Annotated in this window: 16 protein-coding genes; 13 read left to right on the top strand and 3 right to left on the bottom strand. The window is 51.6% G+C overall.

The features are described 5' to 3' along the window. Nucleotides 1-85: 85 nt before the first annotated feature. From B3K89_RS05495 to B3K89_RS05440, 12 genes are all read left to right on the top strand, one after another. Nucleotides 86-415 (top strand): hypothetical protein, encoded by a 330-nt coding sequence (locus B3K89_RS05495; protein ID WP_293895889.1) that lies wholly within the window; start codon nucleotides 86-88, stop codon nucleotides 413-415. Further along, nucleotides 412-1,506 carry a V0D/AC39 family V-type ATPase subunit gene (locus B3K89_RS05490; RefSeq protein WP_293895892.1) on the top strand — a complete coding sequence of 365 codons (1,095 nt, stop codon included), beginning with the start codon at nucleotides 412-414 and terminating at the stop codon, nucleotides 1,504-1,506. The genes B3K89_RS05495 and B3K89_RS05490 overlap by 4 nt, the downstream gene beginning before the upstream one ends. Next, nucleotides 1,503-3,494 (top strand): V-type ATP synthase subunit I, encoded by a 1,992-nt coding sequence (locus B3K89_RS05485; protein WP_293895895.1) that lies wholly within the window; start codon nucleotides 1,503-1,505, stop codon nucleotides 3,492-3,494. Before B3K89_RS05490 ends, B3K89_RS05485 begins: the two co-directional genes overlap by 4 nt. Before the next feature lie 25 nt (nucleotides 3,495-3,519). After that, the gene (locus B3K89_RS05480; RefSeq protein ID WP_293895898.1) at nucleotides 3,520-3,867 is read left to right on the top strand and encodes an ATP synthase subunit C; all 348 of its coding nucleotides are present in this window, start codon (nucleotides 3,520-3,522) and stop codon (nucleotides 3,865-3,867) included. Between the two features lie 3 nt (nucleotides 3,868-3,870). After that, on the top strand, nucleotides 3,871-4,173 hold the full coding sequence (locus B3K89_RS05475; protein WP_293895901.1) for a V-type ATP synthase subunit F: 303 nt from the start codon (nucleotides 3,871-3,873) through the stop codon (nucleotides 4,171-4,173). A gap of 9 nt (nucleotides 4,174-4,182) precedes the next feature. Then, on the top strand, nucleotides 4,183-4,779 hold the full coding sequence (locus B3K89_RS05470) for a V-type ATP synthase subunit E family protein (protein WP_293895904.1): 597 nt from the start codon (nucleotides 4,183-4,185) through the stop codon (nucleotides 4,777-4,779). Next, entirely contained in the window at nucleotides 4,776-6,554 is a 1,779-nt protein-coding gene (locus B3K89_RS05465; protein WP_320349753.1) for a V-type ATP synthase subunit A, read from the top strand. The genes B3K89_RS05470 and B3K89_RS05465 overlap by 4 nt, the downstream gene beginning before the upstream one ends. Next, on the top strand, nucleotides 6,544-7,965 hold the full coding sequence (locus tag B3K89_RS05460; RefSeq protein ID WP_293895910.1) for a V-type ATP synthase subunit B: 1,422 nt from the start codon (nucleotides 6,544-6,546) through the stop codon (nucleotides 7,963-7,965). The genes B3K89_RS05465 and B3K89_RS05460 overlap by 11 nt, the downstream gene beginning before the upstream one ends. 9 nt (nucleotides 7,966-7,974) lie before the next feature. Further along, on the top strand, nucleotides 7,975-8,673 hold the full coding sequence (locus B3K89_RS05455) for a V-type ATP synthase subunit D (protein WP_293895913.1): 699 nt from the start codon (nucleotides 7,975-7,977) through the stop codon (nucleotides 8,671-8,673). Next, entirely contained in the window at nucleotides 8,657-9,139 is a 483-nt protein-coding gene (locus tag B3K89_RS05450) for a universal stress protein (protein WP_293895916.1), read from the top strand. Before B3K89_RS05455 ends, B3K89_RS05450 begins: the two co-directional genes overlap by 17 nt. 10 nt (nucleotides 9,140-9,149) lie before the next feature. After that, entirely contained in the window at nucleotides 9,150-9,602 is a 453-nt protein-coding gene (locus tag B3K89_RS05445; RefSeq protein ID WP_293895919.1) for a PTS sugar transporter subunit IIA, read from the top strand. A 125-nt stretch (nucleotides 9,603-9,727) separates the two neighbouring features. Then, the gene (locus B3K89_RS05440; RefSeq protein ID WP_345907166.1) at nucleotides 9,728-10,714 is read left to right on the top strand and encodes a hypothetical protein; all 987 of its coding nucleotides are present in this window, start codon (nucleotides 9,728-9,730) and stop codon (nucleotides 10,712-10,714) included. On the opposite strand, the gene B3K89_RS05435 is transcribed toward B3K89_RS05440, so the two are convergent. Further along, nucleotides 10,705-11,895 (bottom strand): iron-containing alcohol dehydrogenase, encoded by a 1,191-nt coding sequence (locus tag B3K89_RS05435; RefSeq protein ID WP_293895925.1) that lies wholly within the window; start codon nucleotides 11,893-11,895, stop codon nucleotides 10,705-10,707. The two genes, B3K89_RS05440 and B3K89_RS05435, sit on opposite strands and share 10 nt — an antisense overlap. An 11-nt stretch (nucleotides 11,896-11,906) precedes the next feature. Further along, the gene (locus tag B3K89_RS05430) at nucleotides 11,907-12,587 is read right to left on the bottom strand and encodes a lactate utilization protein (protein WP_293895928.1); all 681 of its coding nucleotides are present in this window, start codon (nucleotides 12,585-12,587) and stop codon (nucleotides 11,907-11,909) included. Between the two features lie 121 nt (nucleotides 12,588-12,708). On the opposite strand from B3K89_RS05430, the gene B3K89_RS05425 reads away from it, so the two are divergent. Continuing rightward, the gene (locus B3K89_RS05425) at nucleotides 12,709-14,388 is read left to right on the top strand and encodes an MBL fold metallo-hydrolase (RefSeq protein ID WP_345907165.1); all 1,680 of its coding nucleotides are present in this window, start codon (nucleotides 12,709-12,711) and stop codon (nucleotides 14,386-14,388) included. Here the strand turns inward: B3K89_RS05425 and B3K89_RS05420 are convergent. Continuing rightward, on the bottom strand, nucleotides 14,385-14,987 hold the full coding sequence (locus B3K89_RS05420; RefSeq protein WP_293895932.1) for a GNAT family N-acetyltransferase: 603 nt from the start codon (nucleotides 14,985-14,987) through the stop codon (nucleotides 14,385-14,387). The two genes, B3K89_RS05425 and B3K89_RS05420, sit on opposite strands and share 4 nt — an antisense overlap. Between the last annotated feature and the right edge of the window lie 419 nt (nucleotides 14,988-15,406).

Below are 15,406 nucleotides of genomic sequence, written 5' to 3'. Positions count from 1 at the left end.
GCACCCTGAACATTGCTTGACACTCATCAATAAAAGGTGGAGTATAGGGGCGGTATTGTTCGAATTCAAGTAAGGAAGTATCAAGGTGCGTAGCGATATAATCAACGAGGTATTGTCGGTTGAGGATAGAGCGCAGAAGATCATAAGAGACGCCGAACGTACAGCAAGAGACTATATCACCGACGCCCAGACCCAAGCCAATGAACTTGTTCGATCCTCAATAAAGCAGGAACGGGAGCGTTGTAATGCCCTGCTGCAGCAAGCTGAAGCTGATGCCGCTTTGAGACTCTCTGAATTTGAGGCAGGTTTGCAACGTGTTGAGACGCTGCAAGAGGATGAACTTGATCGTATTGCCCGAGCCGTCGTCGAGAAGGTGTGCAAAACCGATCTAGAAAGTTATCTGGAACTGCAATGAGCAGGAACCCTGTATCCGTATATGGATTCATCAATGCCAAGCTTCGGGCAAAGATTGGCTTGATGCGTCAGGACCACCTCATAGAGTCTCTTCTCAGGTCGGTCTCCCTTGTAGAGGCTGTAGGTGTTTTGCGGGACAGCCGATACCGTGAGGTAGCTCATGCCTATGACCAAACCGGTGATTTACAGCAGATGGAGTTGGTTCTCCTGCAACAAGAAATCGAGATGTATCGGGAAGTGCAAAAGTACCTGGAAGGCAGTCCTGCAACCTTCGTCCAGCACCTGTTGGGCAAGATTGAAATAGATAATCTGAAGAACGCCATCAGGCTTTGGTACAGCAGTATCATCAGACACCGCCCGATCAGGCATAGAAGCGGGTACCTGTTCAAAGAGGTCATCCTGCATCCAATCGATTGGACCGCCCTGATCAATGCAACCGGTTGGGATGCTGTACTGAACGCAGTCAAAGAAACCCCGTATTGGGATGTTTTGAAAACTTTTACAGGACAAGCCCTGGAGCAGGACGGATTGTTTGTGATGGAAAGTGAGCTTGACCGGCTTTGGTATGCATCCTTGATGCAAAGCTGCAAGGACTTGTCCAGACAGGATAGGGAAGTGGCCACTTCGATCTTCCTGTTGGAAATTGATCTGCGAAACCTTACCATCCTGGTTCGCCACGGTGGATATCACCACATGGATGCCGACAAGCTGAGAAAGTTGCTGCTTCCCTGGGGCAGTGTGTTTACAAGCTCCGAAACCCAAAAATTCCTTGCCCAAAAGAGCGAGGATCGGAACCCTCTCTCCATTATCAACCGGCATTTTCCGGGACTCGAAGAGACACAGGTGCAAAAGAATCGGTTGGGTATACATTCAGATGAGGCGAGTGTGCTGGAGAACCTCAAGATTGAGGGGTATTTGGCGACCCGACGACAGGCGCTCTACCAGAAAATGCTGGCAACCGATCCTTTCACAATCGGGCTCAGCTTGGCTTACTTCTTTCTATGCAAGGAAGAGACAGCTATGATCAGGGCGATTTTAAACGGAAAATATTACGGGTATGAAGAGGAATACATCAGGGGGGTGTTGGGATGAACTTGTTCACAAGGCCGATGAAATTGCTGACAGCCGTCGTACTGGAACAGACCAGTGAGGCGGTGGTTAAGGCACTGCTCGAGTTGGGTGTGCTTGATTTTGTCCATATCAACAAGCTTGACCCCCAACAGATGGAGAAGCTGTCAAGCCGACCCAGCTCTGTCAATAGGGCGAACCTGGAAGAGATGCGAAAGCGTGTCGAAGCCTTGCTGAAGCAAGGACACTTGGATGTTCCCACCAGTGAAGTGCTCGATGTCAAGAAATTGGAAAAGCCACAGCTTGAAGAGTACAAGCGAATCCTGGACGACCTTACCTCCGACCTGCTCTCCTTGAAGGAAAAGCAGAAGGAGAGCAACCAGCAGCTGATGGGCATCGAAGAGATGAGACGGTACATCGCCGAAGAAAAAGGTGAGTATCTGGATTTGCGGGTGGGGGAAATTACGCATGGTAAATCCGAAGACTTGAGTGGCAAGCTTGCAGTCTATGGTGGACTCTTGGATAGGGTTCCCGACAGCGAGAAATGGATATGCCTGACTCTTCGTCGCGATGTCTCGCAAGTCGATCCGCTGCTTGAGAAGTTCGGCTGGGTCGAATCCAGTGACGTGGAGTTGCAAAGAAAAGCCATCTCCTTGATAAAAGGCAGGCTGGAAGCTGAACATCAGAAGGCGCTGAAGAGCAGGACAGAGGTCGAACAAGCTGTCGATGCGGTGGTGAAACAACAGCAAAGTCAGCTGTTTGCCATTTGGTCGAATCTGCGTCTCAATGAATTATGTGACCAGATTCGTTCCTACTTTGCCTATACAAGAAATACCACCTTGTTTTCGGGGTGGGTTCCCTCAGACCAGGCTGACCAGGTCAGGTCTGCAATTATGGAGGCCAGTGAAGGGCAGTGTGTCATCGAATGGACGAATGCCACCGAGGTGCCCCGCCAGGAAGTGCCTGTTGCCATTGCATCACCCAAAGCACTCAAACCCTTCCAGAATATCGTCAACAACTACAGCACGCCCGAGTATGGTACGGTAAACCCCACGATTTTTGTCATGATTGCCTACCTGTCGATGTTCGGCCTGATGTTTGCCGATGTAGGCCAAGGGTTTGTGCTCTTGCTTGTAGGCTTGCTCGGCTCACGCTCGTACAAGAAAAATCCTCTCAAGCCGGATGGGATGCTCAGCCGCAACGTTACATCGCTGTTGGTCTATCTCGGACTTTCCTCCATGGTCTTCGGGGTGCTGTTCGGTTCGTACTTTGGATTGGGCCTTTTCCCTGCTCTCTGGTTCAACTATGAAGCTGCAGTTGCCGGACATGCCGAAGGATCGCTGATACACGATGTGTATGGGATTTTGGGCATCACCATCAAGTTCGGCATCATCATCATCTATACCGGCCTTGTTCTCAACTGGGTCAACCTGATTCGCAAACGCTCCTATTTGACTCTTTTCTTGGACAAGAACGGTTTGGTTGGTGGCTTGCTGTTCGCAGTGGGTCTGTATATGGGCTTCGGTTTTGTAGAAAACGGGTATCGAGAGTTCCCCCAAACAAGCTGGGTCGCTCCGGTGGTGACCGTTTGTCTGATTCTGCTCTTCGCCCGTGGCTTTCTCTCGTATTTCCTCTCGGTTCGCAAGGGAGGACCGAAACACGAACCGGGCAAGCTCATCCTCGATTCCGTCATGGAATGGCTGGTTGATGTACTGGAAATCTTTACCGGGTATATGTCCAACACCCTCTCCTTCATGCGGGTAGCCGGTTTGGGCATCGCACACGCATCGCTGATGGAGTCTTTCAAAATGCTTTCGTCCCTGGTTGATGGGTTTGGCGGGATCGCCATCTTCATCCTCGGCAATGTCCTGGTGATTGTGTTGGAAGGCTTGAGTGCAGGTATTCAGTCACTTCGTTTGAACTATTATGAATTCTTCTCAAGGTATTTTACCGGCAAGGGGATTGCGTATGAGCCGGTGGGGCTCAACTCAGTTTCTTCCGAGAAGAGATAGAGATTTTTTTTAGGAGGGTCACAGTATGACCAACATCGAATTTAGAAGAAAAGTATCGATGACCTTCGTTGCAACAGCTCTTGTGTTGCTTGCATCCGCCTTTGTTTTCGCCCCTGGTGCCTATGCTGCAACAACTGAAGCTGCGCAGGACGGTGATTACAACCTTGCCCTGGTTTGCTTCAGTGCTGCTCTTGCTTTTGCAGTTGGAGCTCTTGCAGCAGGCATGGCAATCGGAAAGGTAGGCAGCGCTGCAATGGGAGCAATCAGTGAAAGGCCGGAAATAGCAAGCCAGGCATTGATTTTCATCGCCCTTGCCGAAGGTTTGGTGGTATTCGGTTTCATCACCAGCCTGATGATTCTCGGAAAGGTATAATGCATGAAATATTTTGTCATCGGTGACGAAGATACCGTCTTGGGATTCTCCCTCGTCGGTGTCTTCGGCATGCAGGCGACAACAGCACAGCAGGCTATGCAAGCTTGGGACAAGGCACTGGAAAATCCGGAACATGGCATTATCATCATAACGGATGAGGTTGCTGATTTAATCCGTCCCGTAGTCAACCGGTACCTTTTTAGTGAAACGTTCCCGCTTGTGGTGGAGATTCCGTCTCCAAACTCCAAGCAGGGGCCTCCGGATTTGCGTGCCCTGGTCAACCAAGCGATCGGGGTCTCGTTATAGGAAGATAGTATGGAAACAACCGACAGTCGCCTGCTTACCGGTATTCTTGAGCAAGCCGACCAGGCTGCCAAAAAGACGCTGCAGGAAGCAAAGGAACAGGCATCGGCCATTCTCAAAGATGCTGAAAAGCGAGCTGAGTCAGAAAAGGAAGCAGAGCGGCGGGCCCTCGAGCACAAGTTGAGGCAGATAGAGCTTCGTCTCCAGGCAAACATGACCAGTGCAAAGCGCAAGGCCGTTCTTCGCCAAGGGGATGACCGGTATCAAGAAGTGCTTTCCAGGGTGCTCTCGATGCTTGATGCCAAAACCATTGCTCCCTACCTTCCCCAGTGGATTGCTGAAGCAGCCTTGGGCCTGGACCTGAAGGAAGCAAAGGTTGCGTACAGCAACCAGTGTCCTGTAACTGAAGCGCAGCTTGAGACTGCAGCTGAAATTATCAAGAAAGTTACCGGCAGCAGCATTATCTTGCATCTCGAGAGTAAACCCATTCGCGGTCTTGGGGTTGTTGTCTCTTCGTTGGACGGCATGGTTTCGTTCAACAATCAGGTCGAGATCCGTCTCAGACGACTTGACCGCGTAGTTAGGGCTATGATTCAGGAACATACATGAAAGAGAGAATTATTGGACGCGTCAAACGAGTAAACGGACCGATTCTCATTGTCAAGGATATCAAGGATGCCATGATGATGGAATTGGTGCGAATCGGCGAGCAGCAATTGGTCGGAGAAGTGGTCAAACTCTACGATGGGTTGGCGACGGTTCAGGTCTATGAGGATGCCACCGGTATTTGCCCGGGCGACAATGTCTATGGAAGCGGTATGAGCTTGTCCGTCGAGCTTGCACCCGGACTTATTGGAACCATCTATGACGGGATACAGCGCCCCTTGGAACAGCTGATGGCAGCCAGTGGAGCTTTCATCTCCCGCGGCTTGACTTTCGATGCTGTCAGTCATCAAAAGCGTTGGAACTTTACTCCTTCAATCGAGGCAGGCGCCACCGTTACGGCGGGACAGATTCTTGGCACAGTCCAGGAGACCAGCAGGATCGAGCATAGGATTCTTGTTCCTGTGCACATCAAGAGCGCAGTGGTCAGTGAAATTGTCGAGCCGGGAGAGTATACCATCGAGGATATTCTGGCAACCGTCGTGCTGCCCAACGGGCATCAAGAGCAGATATGCATGCTGCAGCGATGGCCGATCAGGCTCCCAAGGCCGGTTGAAAAGCGCCTTGCCCTCAAGCAGCCGCTTATTACCGGCCTGAGGGTTATCGATACGCTCTTTCCTTTGGCAAAAGGTGGTACGGTTGCCATCCCCGGAGGATTCGGAACCGGCAAAACCATGACCCAGCACTCGATCGCCCAGTGGTGTGATGCCGACATAATCGTCTACATCGGTTGCGGCGAACGCGGCAATGAAATGACTGACGTACTGAAGGAGTTTCCGCTGCTCATCGATCCGAGAACAGGTCATTCGCTCATGGAACGGACCATCCTCATAGCCAATACCTCGAACATGCCGGTAAGTGCCCGCGAGGCATCCATCTACACCGGCATTACGATGGCCGAATACTATCGCGACCAGGGCTACCATGTCGCCATTATGGCCGACTCGACAAGCCGCTGGGCCGAGGCTCTTCGCGAGTTGAGTGGTCGCATGGAGGAGATGCCTGCAGAAGAAGGTTTTCCCGCCTACCTGCCCACCCGTATCGCCCAGTTCTATGAACGGGCGGGATTCATGCAGACCCTCTCAGGAAATTCTGGATCGGTCTCCATCATCGGGGCGGTAAGCCCTCCCGGAGGCGATTTTTCCGAGCCGGTAACCCAGCATACCAAACGTTTTGTTCGTTGTTTCTGGGGTCTTGACCGACAGCTGGCCAGCAGTCGTCACTATCCGGCGATCAGCTGGCTTGAATCCTACAGCGAGTATCTGGGAGATGTGAAGCAGTGGTGGAACGACCACAGTGACGGCAGTTGGTACTTGAGTAGACAAAAAATCATGGATCTCCTGCAGAAAGAGGTGCGACTCCAACAAATAGTAAAGCTGGTCGGACCTGATGCCCTGCCTGACACCCAGAACTTCATTCTTGAGGTGTGTTCCCTCTTCAAGACCGCATTTTTACAACAGAATGCCTTTGATGAAGTCGACCGCTTCTGCTCGGTGGAAAAACAGGTAAAGATGCTCTCTGTCATTCTTGCCTACTATGAGAAGGGGCTTGAGGCCATCACCAAGGGTGTACCCATGGTCAAGATACGCAGGCTTAAGGCCGTTCAGGAGATGGTCCGCATGAGGCTGACCGTCAAAGGCGACGAACTGGAGACCATCGACAGGCTGCAGTTGCGTCTTGAACGCTCGATTGATCAGATTGGAGGCATCTATGAGAACTAAGGCGGAAACCTTGCTGGCCCAAACTGACCGACGGCTTCTCAGTGGACGTGAGTATCGGGGCGTAAGCCGCATCGACGGGCCGCTGGTATACATGCGAAACACCCATGCGGTGGGTTTCGGCGAGCTTGTCGAAGTTCTCGCACCCGATGGGTCGCACCGTTCAGGTCAGGTCCTGGACACCAGTGACGATGTTGTAGTCGTACAGGTGTTCGAGGGAACCGATGGCTTGACCCTGCCTGCTACCGGCATGCGCTTCATGGGTGAACCCTTGACCCTTGGTGTTTCCGAGCAGATGCTCGGACGTGTCATGAACGGGCTGGGTAGGAGCCGTGACGGTTCAGGTACCGTTCACGCTCTTGCCGAGCGCGATGTGAATGGTGAGCCGATCAACCCGACGGCCCGTGAATATCCCCGCGACTTCATCCAGACCGGCATTTCCGTCATCGATGGAATGACCACGCTCATCCAGGGGCAGAAGCTTCCCATCTTCAGTGGAAATGGTCTGGATCACAACCAGCTTGCCGCCCAGATCGCCCGACAGGCGAAGGTGCGGGGCAGCTCGGGAGATTTCTGCATCGTCTTTGCTGCAATGGGTGTCAAGTATGACGTAGCCCGGTTTTTCATCGACAGCTTTGAGGAAACCGGAGTTCTGGACAATGTGGCATTGTTCCTCTCTCTCGCAGATGACCCCTCGATCGAGCGCACCATTACGCCCAAGACGGCTCTGACGCTTGCAGAGTATCTGGCATACGACAAGGGCAAGCAGGTGTTGGTGATCATGACAGATATGACCAACTACTGTGAATCCTTGCGTGAGATCGGTACCATGCGTGGTGAGATTCCTTCCCGCAAAGGCTATCCGGGATATTTGTATTCCAACCTTGCTGAGATTTATGAACGGTCGGGAAAGATCAGCGGCCGCAGTGGTTCGATCACCCAGCTGCCCATTCTCTCCATGCCCAACGATGACATCAGCCACCCTGTGCCCGATTTGACCGGATACATCACGGAAGGACAGATTGTCTTTGAGCGGAGCATGCAGGCACGCGGCATTTATCCTCCCATCAACTGTCTGCCATCCCTTTCCCGCCTGATGAAGGACGGAATCGGGGAGGGGATGACACGAGCCGACCATCCCCATCTGGCCAACCAGCTGTTTGCTTCATACAGTCATGTGAAGGATGTCCAGAACCTCGCTTCGGTTATCGGCGAAGAGGAGTTGACCGCCCTCGACCAACAGTATTTGGAGTTCGGCAGCTTCTTTGAGAAGAAGTTTGTGAATCAAGGATTCGACGAGGATCGCAGTATCGAGCAGACACTCGATCTGGGTTGGGAGGCGTTGAGTAAATTGCCTAGCGAGGAGCTGCAGCGGCTTACCGATGAGGAGATTGCCCAATACTATGGCAAGTAAGGAGGAAGGGTGAATACCACGCTTGCTCCTACCAGGAGCAACCTGCTCAAGTTGATTGAAGATCTCAAGTTCGCCCAGCTCGGTCATGAGCTGCTCGACCAGAAGCGCTCCATTCTTGTAGTGGAATTGCTTACGTTGGTCGATCAAGCCGTCGATTATGAGAGCCGGGTGGTCAATTCCCTTGCCGAGGCCCAGCTCTCTCTCAGCGATGCCATCATGCAGATGGGCAGGCTGAGGGTGGGAAACCTCGGAGGAGCGGTGAACATCGATTATTCCATCAACCTTGGCAGTAGACGGGTCATGGGTGTCTCGGTCCCCAAGGTGGAGACCACGTTCGTTGACAAGAGCCCTTATTTCAGCAGTGAGGACACCAGCATTCTCAGCGAACTAGCCGTTGACCGGTATCGGACAACCTTGCAATTGATGGGAAGACTGGCCGAGCTCAAAGTCTCCATCATGCGCCTTGCAAAGGAAGTGAAAAAGACAATCCGCAAGGTCAATGCATTGGAAAAGATAGTGATTCCCCAGAATAAGGAAACCATCGCTTGGATGCGTGGCCGCATCGAGGAGCAGGAGCGCGAGAATTTCATCCTGCTCAAGGTTGTAAAAGACCGTATGGAACAGGCCGGGTCTCAGGTTCAGGCTTTGACCTCTTGCGCCGATAATGATACGATGGATAAGGGAGGCTTGCATGGGAGTTCCATTTAAGCAGATCGTCGTGTATCTGGATGGCTCTGAAAGTTCGATGACCGCCATCATGTATGGGATCAAGCTGGCAAAGGAACATGATGCGAAGCTGACGGCAGTGTACGTGATCAATACCAAGGCACTGAGTGAGCTGGTCATGGCTGGCATTTTTGTTGCCGTTGAACGGGATGAGTACCAGAAGGATTTACAACAGGATGCCGACCGCTACCTCAGGCATGCTGCACGACTGGCTTCCCAGAAAGAGGTGGATATTGAAACAGTCAAGCTTGAAGGCACGGTGCACATAGTAGTGAAGGAACTGTTGAAAGCACAAAAAGCCGATTTGTTTGTGCTCGGAGGAATCACTGATATCCGTTCCCGTCGCGAAGAGCTTGCAAGCGAGACTGATAGGATGATGCGCACATCACCCTGCCCGGTGTTGGTGGTTCGTGATGATGACGATATCTGGCTAGAGTTTGAAGCGTAAGGAGCTCTGCATGAATGTACTGGATGTATTGGACAAGAACCTGGTCAAAGTGCCGCTTATGCACACCGACAAGCGTGGTATCATCAATGAGCTTGTTGAGGTGATAGCAAAAGCCAAGGGGTATTCAACACAGCAGTTTGAACAGATTTTGGATGCCGTCCTCAACCGGGAAAGTCTGGGATCGACAGGTATCGGCAATGGGATTGCCATTCCCCACGCCAAGACTGATGTCGTCGAGCAGGTCGTGATGGTGGTGGGTATCAGTCGTTTTCCTGTAGACTTTGACTCCCCCGATGGTCAAAAGAGTAGAATTTTCTTTTTGGTTTTGGCTCCATCCAAACAAGCTTCGGCACATGTTGAGTTGCTTGCTTCCATTGCCCGCACCTGCACCAGTCAAGTCTTCAGGCGGATGCTCGAACAGGCTCGGGATAATGAAGAGGTTGTGCGTCTGTTCATGGAATGATGTGCTTACGGTTTTCTTGATAGAGGCACTGCTTCCCAGGAGGTGGTGCTTTTGTTTTGTTCTGGACATTTCCTTGTTTCCAGCATATGGTTTGAGCATTATATGTCTATCGAGGTATGTGCTCTGTGAGCGATATCATAGCGTTTACTGAACAAGAATTCAGCTTACTGGACGATTGCCGTGAACTGCTGTATGTGCATGAGCCGAATCTTGCCTCACTCCTTGATGGAAAGGTGGAGGATTTGGAGATGCTTGCCGGAATAGTAGACCGGTCTGCTTCCCTGACTTCCGACCTCGGCTTTTCACCCAAGGCACGCAGTGTGGAAACGCTTGCTGCGAAGCTGAGCAATCAAGGCATCGAAGAAGTGGTGAACCTGCCTACGAAAGCCTCGCTGGGGAGGTCCTTTACCATCTCCAAGCTCCATCTCTTCGGGTTTCTGCGAAAAATCGCCCAGAAGCATTCATGCTTGACGCCCAAACTGGAACAGATTCTTGTTTGCTATCATGCCATCCTGTTTTCATTGATGGCTGAAGACCTGTACATATCCATTATTTCGGACAGCCTTGGAAATGAGAGTTGGACCCGCCGGGCGACCAGGGACTTGGTGCGCATGTGGGAGGAGCGAAGCAATGCCCAAGCCGATTCTTTTGCTCCGCTGATGCAGCAACTCTGGGAAGTCAGGCATACCTTGGTTCCTGTCCTCGGCACCCTGCTTGGAACAGTGGAGTTGTTGCAGCTCTCGTTTCGGCTGCCTCCGATGTGGCATGACTTTCTCCGTGATCGGGGAAGTGATGAAGAAGTCGTGTATGCATTGGATGAGTTCTTGTTCTCCTTGAGCTTCGAGCAGCTGAAAAACCTGCAGGAGATCATGGAAGAGAATCAACTGTCGGCAGTGAGCAGGGAAGAAGCCCATCAGCTTCTTGGCCTGAGACCATACCAGTTGCTGGAAGGGCCCAATGAGGAGGATCTTCCAGCAATACGGTTGTATCGGTCATTTCTGAGGCGCAACGCCCTCTCCAGGCTGAGAAGGGACTCGAGTCAACCGGGTCCCCTCAGGACACTTGAACAGATGTTGCTGCTCTACCTCTGGTCCAAGGACCATCAAGCGTGAGCGGCAAGCTCGTAGACCGCCCTGATCTGATCCTTGCCGAGCACCATCACATCACCAAGGGTGCGCTTGCCCCAGAAGGTGGCTTTCACCGTCATCTCCTCGATTTGGTCCTCGGTAGGTTGGATGCCGAGCTCGGCAAAGTTTGTCGGCATGTCGATGCTTCTGAAGAAGCGGCGCATGGCCTCTATGGTTGCAAGGGCGTCTGCTTTGGCATCGGTGCTGCCTGCAAGACCCAGGACGTTTCGACCGAAGCGTGCAAAGCGCTCGGGAGCCTCCTGGTAGACATACTTGGCCCATGAGATCCAAATTGCCGACAGCCCCGCACCATGGGCGACATCAAACATGCCTCCCATCTCGTGTTCCAACTGATGAGGAGCCCAGTCGCCTCTGTGGCTGTGCCCGCAACCCATCAGGCCGTTGTGCGAGAGGCTGCTTGCCCACATCAGGGTGGCCCTGGCATCGTAGTCCCGTCCATCCTGTTTAAGCTTGGTTGCAGCCTCCATGACGGAGCGCAAAAGCGCCTCAGCCATCTGGTCGGTGAGGTCCATGGTTGAACCCTTGACAAAATAGCGCTCGATGGTATGCATCATGATGTCGACTGCACCGCTCATGGTCTGGTATTCAGGCAGGGTATAGGTCAGCTCCGGATTCATGATGGCAAACCTGCAGCGCGAAGAATCGTGGTTGGCACCACGTTTCAGATTCCCATCCTCGTTGGTGATGACTGAAGAGTTGCTCATTTCACTGCCGGCGGCGGCAATGGTCAAAACAGCACCAACAGGATAGCATCCTTGGATCTGACGGGTCTGGTCGTAGAAGTCCCACACCTCGCCACCGTGATACAAGCCATAGCCGATGGCTTTGGCAGAGTCGATGACCGAGCCTCCGCCGACTGCCAGAATAAAGTCCACTCCTTCCTGTTTGCAGAGCTCGATGCCCTCATGGACTTTGCTCAACCTGGGGTTCGGTACGACACCTCCCAGCGTGACATAATCGATTCCCTGCTTGGCAAGGGATGTGGTTACTCTCTCAAGCAATCCTGATTTTTTCGCGCTTTCCGATCCATAATGGACCAAGACTTTCTTGCAGCCCTCGTTGGCAACCAGGGAACCTACTTGCGATTCAGTATTCTTTCCGAATATGACTTTTGTCGGGGTATAGTACGTAAAATCCGATATCATGCAATCCTCCGTTAGTATCCGATACTCTCACCGACGATGAGTACTTTCATTCTTCCCTCGATCTGCTGATGGGAAAAAACAACATAGTTGGAACAGATGGTGTGCTCGCAGGCGCCTGCTGGCAAAGCCATCAGGTGTCTGTCATCACAGGCGGTATTGATGCACTTTCCGTTTTCGGTGCAAAATGTTCCGGTGGAAAGGCGCGTGGCATTTGCAGGGGCTGCGATATTTTTCACCCGCAGAATGGCGCTGATGAGATCAGGTACGATTTTGTCCCATGACACAACCAGTATAACCTGCTTCGGACCATAGAGCATGGCAGAAACCCGGTTGGATCTTCCGTCGACGCAGTAAACTTCCCCGTGCTCCGTAAGTGCATTGGCACTGCTGAGGTAGGTATCGACAGTGAAGCTTTTCAGAAAAACCTCGTCGAGCTCCTCTTTGGTAATCCCTTTCTTGTACCGGTCGTAAAAGACATACGAACCACTTCGCAGATGATTGAGCACTCCGGTCTCATCAAGGGTAACCGAACCGCCCACCGCTACGCTCTGACCGTGTTTCATCAAGGAAGCTACCGTGGGGACGACCTCCTCTCTTGAGGAAACGAAGCGGGCTTCGATATTGTTTTTTGCAAGTGATTTGATGGTTCGTTCAACTTGCAGCATTTTGATTGATCTCTTGTGTGTATCCATTGCCAATTTCCCTTTTCCTTAGGATACTCAATCCACTGACTCTACGCAAGCTCACGTGGATTTGGAAAATAAGTTGCATTGAACGGCTATCAATCGTATCTTTGAAGGTAGGAGTCAACACATGCATATAACTTTCTTCGGAGCAGCACAGCAGGTGACCGGCAGTTGTACGATGGTACAGGTCAATGGAAAGTATCTCTTGATAGATTGCGGTCTCCCACAGGGAAATGATGAGCGTGAGGTGGGATTGGACTTGCCTTTTCGCGCAGATGCCATCGACTATGTATTTCTCACCCATGCCCATATCGACCATACCGGGCGTATTCCCCTCTTGGTGAAAGAGGGTTTCAAGGGAAAGATTTTTGCCACATCTGCGACAACTCAGTTGTGTGAGATCATGTTGGCAGACAGCGGCCATATCCAGGAGATGGAAGCGGAGTGGAAGAGTCGCAAGGCTGTTCGGGCGGGGAAAAAGGGCGTCGAACCGCTCTATACTGTCGAGGACGCTCAAAACGCCATGCAGTTTTTCGAAAGTTGCGTCTATGACGAAATCTGTGATATCGACGAGGGCATCAAGGTTCGGTTCAACGATGCAGGACACCTGCTCGGATCCTCTTCCATCGAGTTGTGGCTGAAAGAGGGTAAAGAGCGGCGCAAGTTGGTCTTTTCCGGCGATATCGGCAATTTCGACCAACCCTTGATCAAGGACCCCGACTATATCGACGAAGCCGATTTTGTCGTTATGGAATCCACCTATGGAAACAGGGTGCACAAGAAGCCGGAAAACGCTGTGGGAAACAGCGTTCCCACCCATATTCGGGCACAGGAGCTTGCCGATATTGTGGAGCGGACCTTCAAGCGGGGAGGGAACGTCATAATTCCTTCCTTCGCCGTAGGCAGGACCCAGGAGCTCCTCTACCTATTGAGAGTGGTCATTGAGAATAAGCTGTGTCCCACCATTGGAGACATTCCGGTTTTCGTAGACAGCCCGCTCTCAGTGAAGGCTACTCACGTATTTGCAGGCAACTTGTTCGGCTATATGGATGAGGAGACCATGGAGCTTGTGAACAAGGGAATAAATCCGATTTTGTTTCCCTCCTTGGTAACCATTACCGATGTAGCTGACTCGATAGCCTTGAACAAGCGAAAGGAGAGTTGTGTCATCATCAGCTCCAGCGGCATGTGTGAAGCAGGAAGGATCAAGCACCATCTCAAGCATAATCTCTTCAGGAAGGAGTGTACGGTTCTGTTCAGCGGATATCAGGCAGCGGGGACCCTGGGGCGATCGATTCTCGATGGAGCCAGGCATGTAACCATTTTTGGTGAGCAGATCGATGTACGCTGTGAGGTGTGTGAGCTGCATGGCATCAGCGGTCACGCTGACCAAGAGGGCTTGGTCAAGTGGCTTACTTCATTCAAGAAGGAGCCGAGAAGGGCGTTCATTGTCCATGGGGATAAGGAAGTAGCTCCCTGGTTTGCTTCATTTGTGACACGGACGCTGCATATCAAGGCGTATGCGCCTTCACCGATGGAACGGCTGGACTTGCTGGATGAGGCTTCACTCCCCATTGCTGCAGCAGTGGACGACAAGGTGGTTCCTTACATCAGGGAGCTGCGTGAAGCGTTGGAAGAGCTTACGAAGCAGGAAGCAACGCTGCGTACGGTGGTTGAGCGTATGCAGGTGGCGGGAAGTGAGCCGCACCTTGACCAGAAGCGTGCCGTCCGGCTCACGAATGCCATCAACCGCCTTGCCAGTGATTTGGAATATCTGAAAATGAAGTGGGATTCCGATGCGGACTAATTGAGCTTTTTCCCGAACAAGGAGCCCCAGTTTTGTTGTTCGAGAATTCCAAAACCCATTTTCTCATAGAAGCCGTATGCACGGGTGTTTCTGCCGTCCACACCCAAGTGGACGCCGGATGCACCCTTTTTTTTGACGGCATCAAAAAAGGTGAGCATCAGGCTCTTCCCTATCCCTTTTCCTTGTAGGTGTTCCAATATGTCAATGTGCAGGTGTGCCGGATAGCCCAGGTTCTGCCATAGGCCTTCGCCAGGGCCTTTGAGCAGTGTTTTAATCACATCTTGCTCGGCTTCACTTTTAAACTCTTTCACTTGTTTGTATTGCTCCTGCAGAACAGGCAGCCAGGTTTGGTGCATCCAGGTATTGAAACCTCTGGTGTTGCTGGTTCCTACAATATAGCCTGAGACGCGGCTGTTCTCATCAAGAGCTATAAAACATACGTCTGGCTCAAAGAACAGGTAGGGAGCAGCGTAATAGTGGCCGACACACCACTGATCATTGAAATATGGTCTCCCATCCAATCCCGCAAAGGCCGTTTGCAAGGCAATGGAGTATATATAGGGTAGGTCCTGCGGCAGGGCTTGTCGAATATATTGCATTGATTGTCCTTCCTCTTTCTTTTACACAATATCGGAGATTGCTCATTTTCTCAATCCCAAAGATTAATGGATTTATAGTATTGTATTGAAACATTATAGAAATCGTTTTGCAAATTTCTTAAAAAAGTGCTGGACAAAAAGGGGGTTAGGGTGTAATATCCCATCTCGTTCGGCAACGAGAACTAAATCACTCACATACGGCAGGTACCGCAGTCTCACATACGGCAGGTACCGCAAGGCTCTTGACGGAATATGAAAGTATAGAGTATTCTGAAAGAACGCCCCCTTTAGGAAAGAGGGTGATTTGAAAGGTCTGTAAGGCCTCGATAATCAGTTTATTGACAAGCTAAGCGTAGGGAAGAATAAAGAGATTGGAATAGTGGAAGACCACCAAGATGGGCTTCCCAGTCAATTACCTA

Origin of the sequence: Sphaerochaeta sp. UBA5849 (assembly GCA_002432715.1) — a bacterium.
Classification (GTDB): Bacteria; Spirochaetota; Spirochaetia; order Sphaerochaetales; family Sphaerochaetaceae; genus Sphaerochaeta.
This window is presented reverse-complemented; position numbering and strand designations above follow the sequence as displayed.

Excerpts from the sequence above, each read along its gene's own strand:
- B3K89_RS05470 (WP_293895904.1), top strand. The coding sequence starts at position 4,183 with ATGGAAACAACCGACAGTCGCCTGCTTACCGGTATTCTTGAGCAAGCC.
- B3K89_RS05450 (WP_293895916.1), top strand. The coding sequence starts at position 8,657 with ATGGGAGTTCCATTTAAGCAGATCGTCGTGTATCTGGATGGCTCTGAA.
- B3K89_RS05445 (WP_293895919.1), top strand. The coding sequence starts at position 9,150 with ATGAATGTACTGGATGTATTGGACAAGAACCTGGTCAAAGTGCCGCTT.
- B3K89_RS05420 (WP_293895932.1), bottom strand. The coding sequence starts at position 14,987 with ATGCAATATATTCGACAAGCCCTGCCGCAGGACCTACCCTATATATAC.
- B3K89_RS05435 (WP_293895925.1), bottom strand. The coding sequence starts at position 11,895 with ATGATATCGGATTTTACGTACTATACCCCGACAAAAGTCATATTCGGA.
- B3K89_RS05465 (WP_320349753.1), top strand. The coding sequence starts at position 4,776 with ATGAAAGAGAGAATTATTGGACGCGTCAAACGAGTAAACGGACCGATT.
- B3K89_RS05490 (WP_293895892.1), top strand. The coding sequence starts at position 412 with ATGAGCAGGAACCCTGTATCCGTATATGGATTCATCAATGCCAAGCTT.
- B3K89_RS05460 (WP_293895910.1), top strand. The coding sequence starts at position 6,544 with ATGAGAACTAAGGCGGAAACCTTGCTGGCCCAAACTGACCGACGGCTT.
- B3K89_RS05485 (WP_293895895.1), top strand. The coding sequence starts at position 1,503 with ATGAACTTGTTCACAAGGCCGATGAAATTGCTGACAGCCGTCGTACTG.
- B3K89_RS05480 (WP_293895898.1), top strand. The coding sequence starts at position 3,520 with ATGACCAACATCGAATTTAGAAGAAAAGTATCGATGACCTTCGTTGCA.
- B3K89_RS05430 (WP_293895928.1), bottom strand. The coding sequence starts at position 12,587 with ATGGATACACACAAGAGATCAATCAAAATGCTGCAAGTTGAACGAACC.
- B3K89_RS05425 (WP_345907165.1), top strand. The coding sequence starts at position 12,709 with ATGCATATAACTTTCTTCGGAGCAGCACAGCAGGTGACCGGCAGTTGT.
- B3K89_RS05475 (WP_293895901.1), top strand. The coding sequence starts at position 3,871 with ATGAAATATTTTGTCATCGGTGACGAAGATACCGTCTTGGGATTCTCC.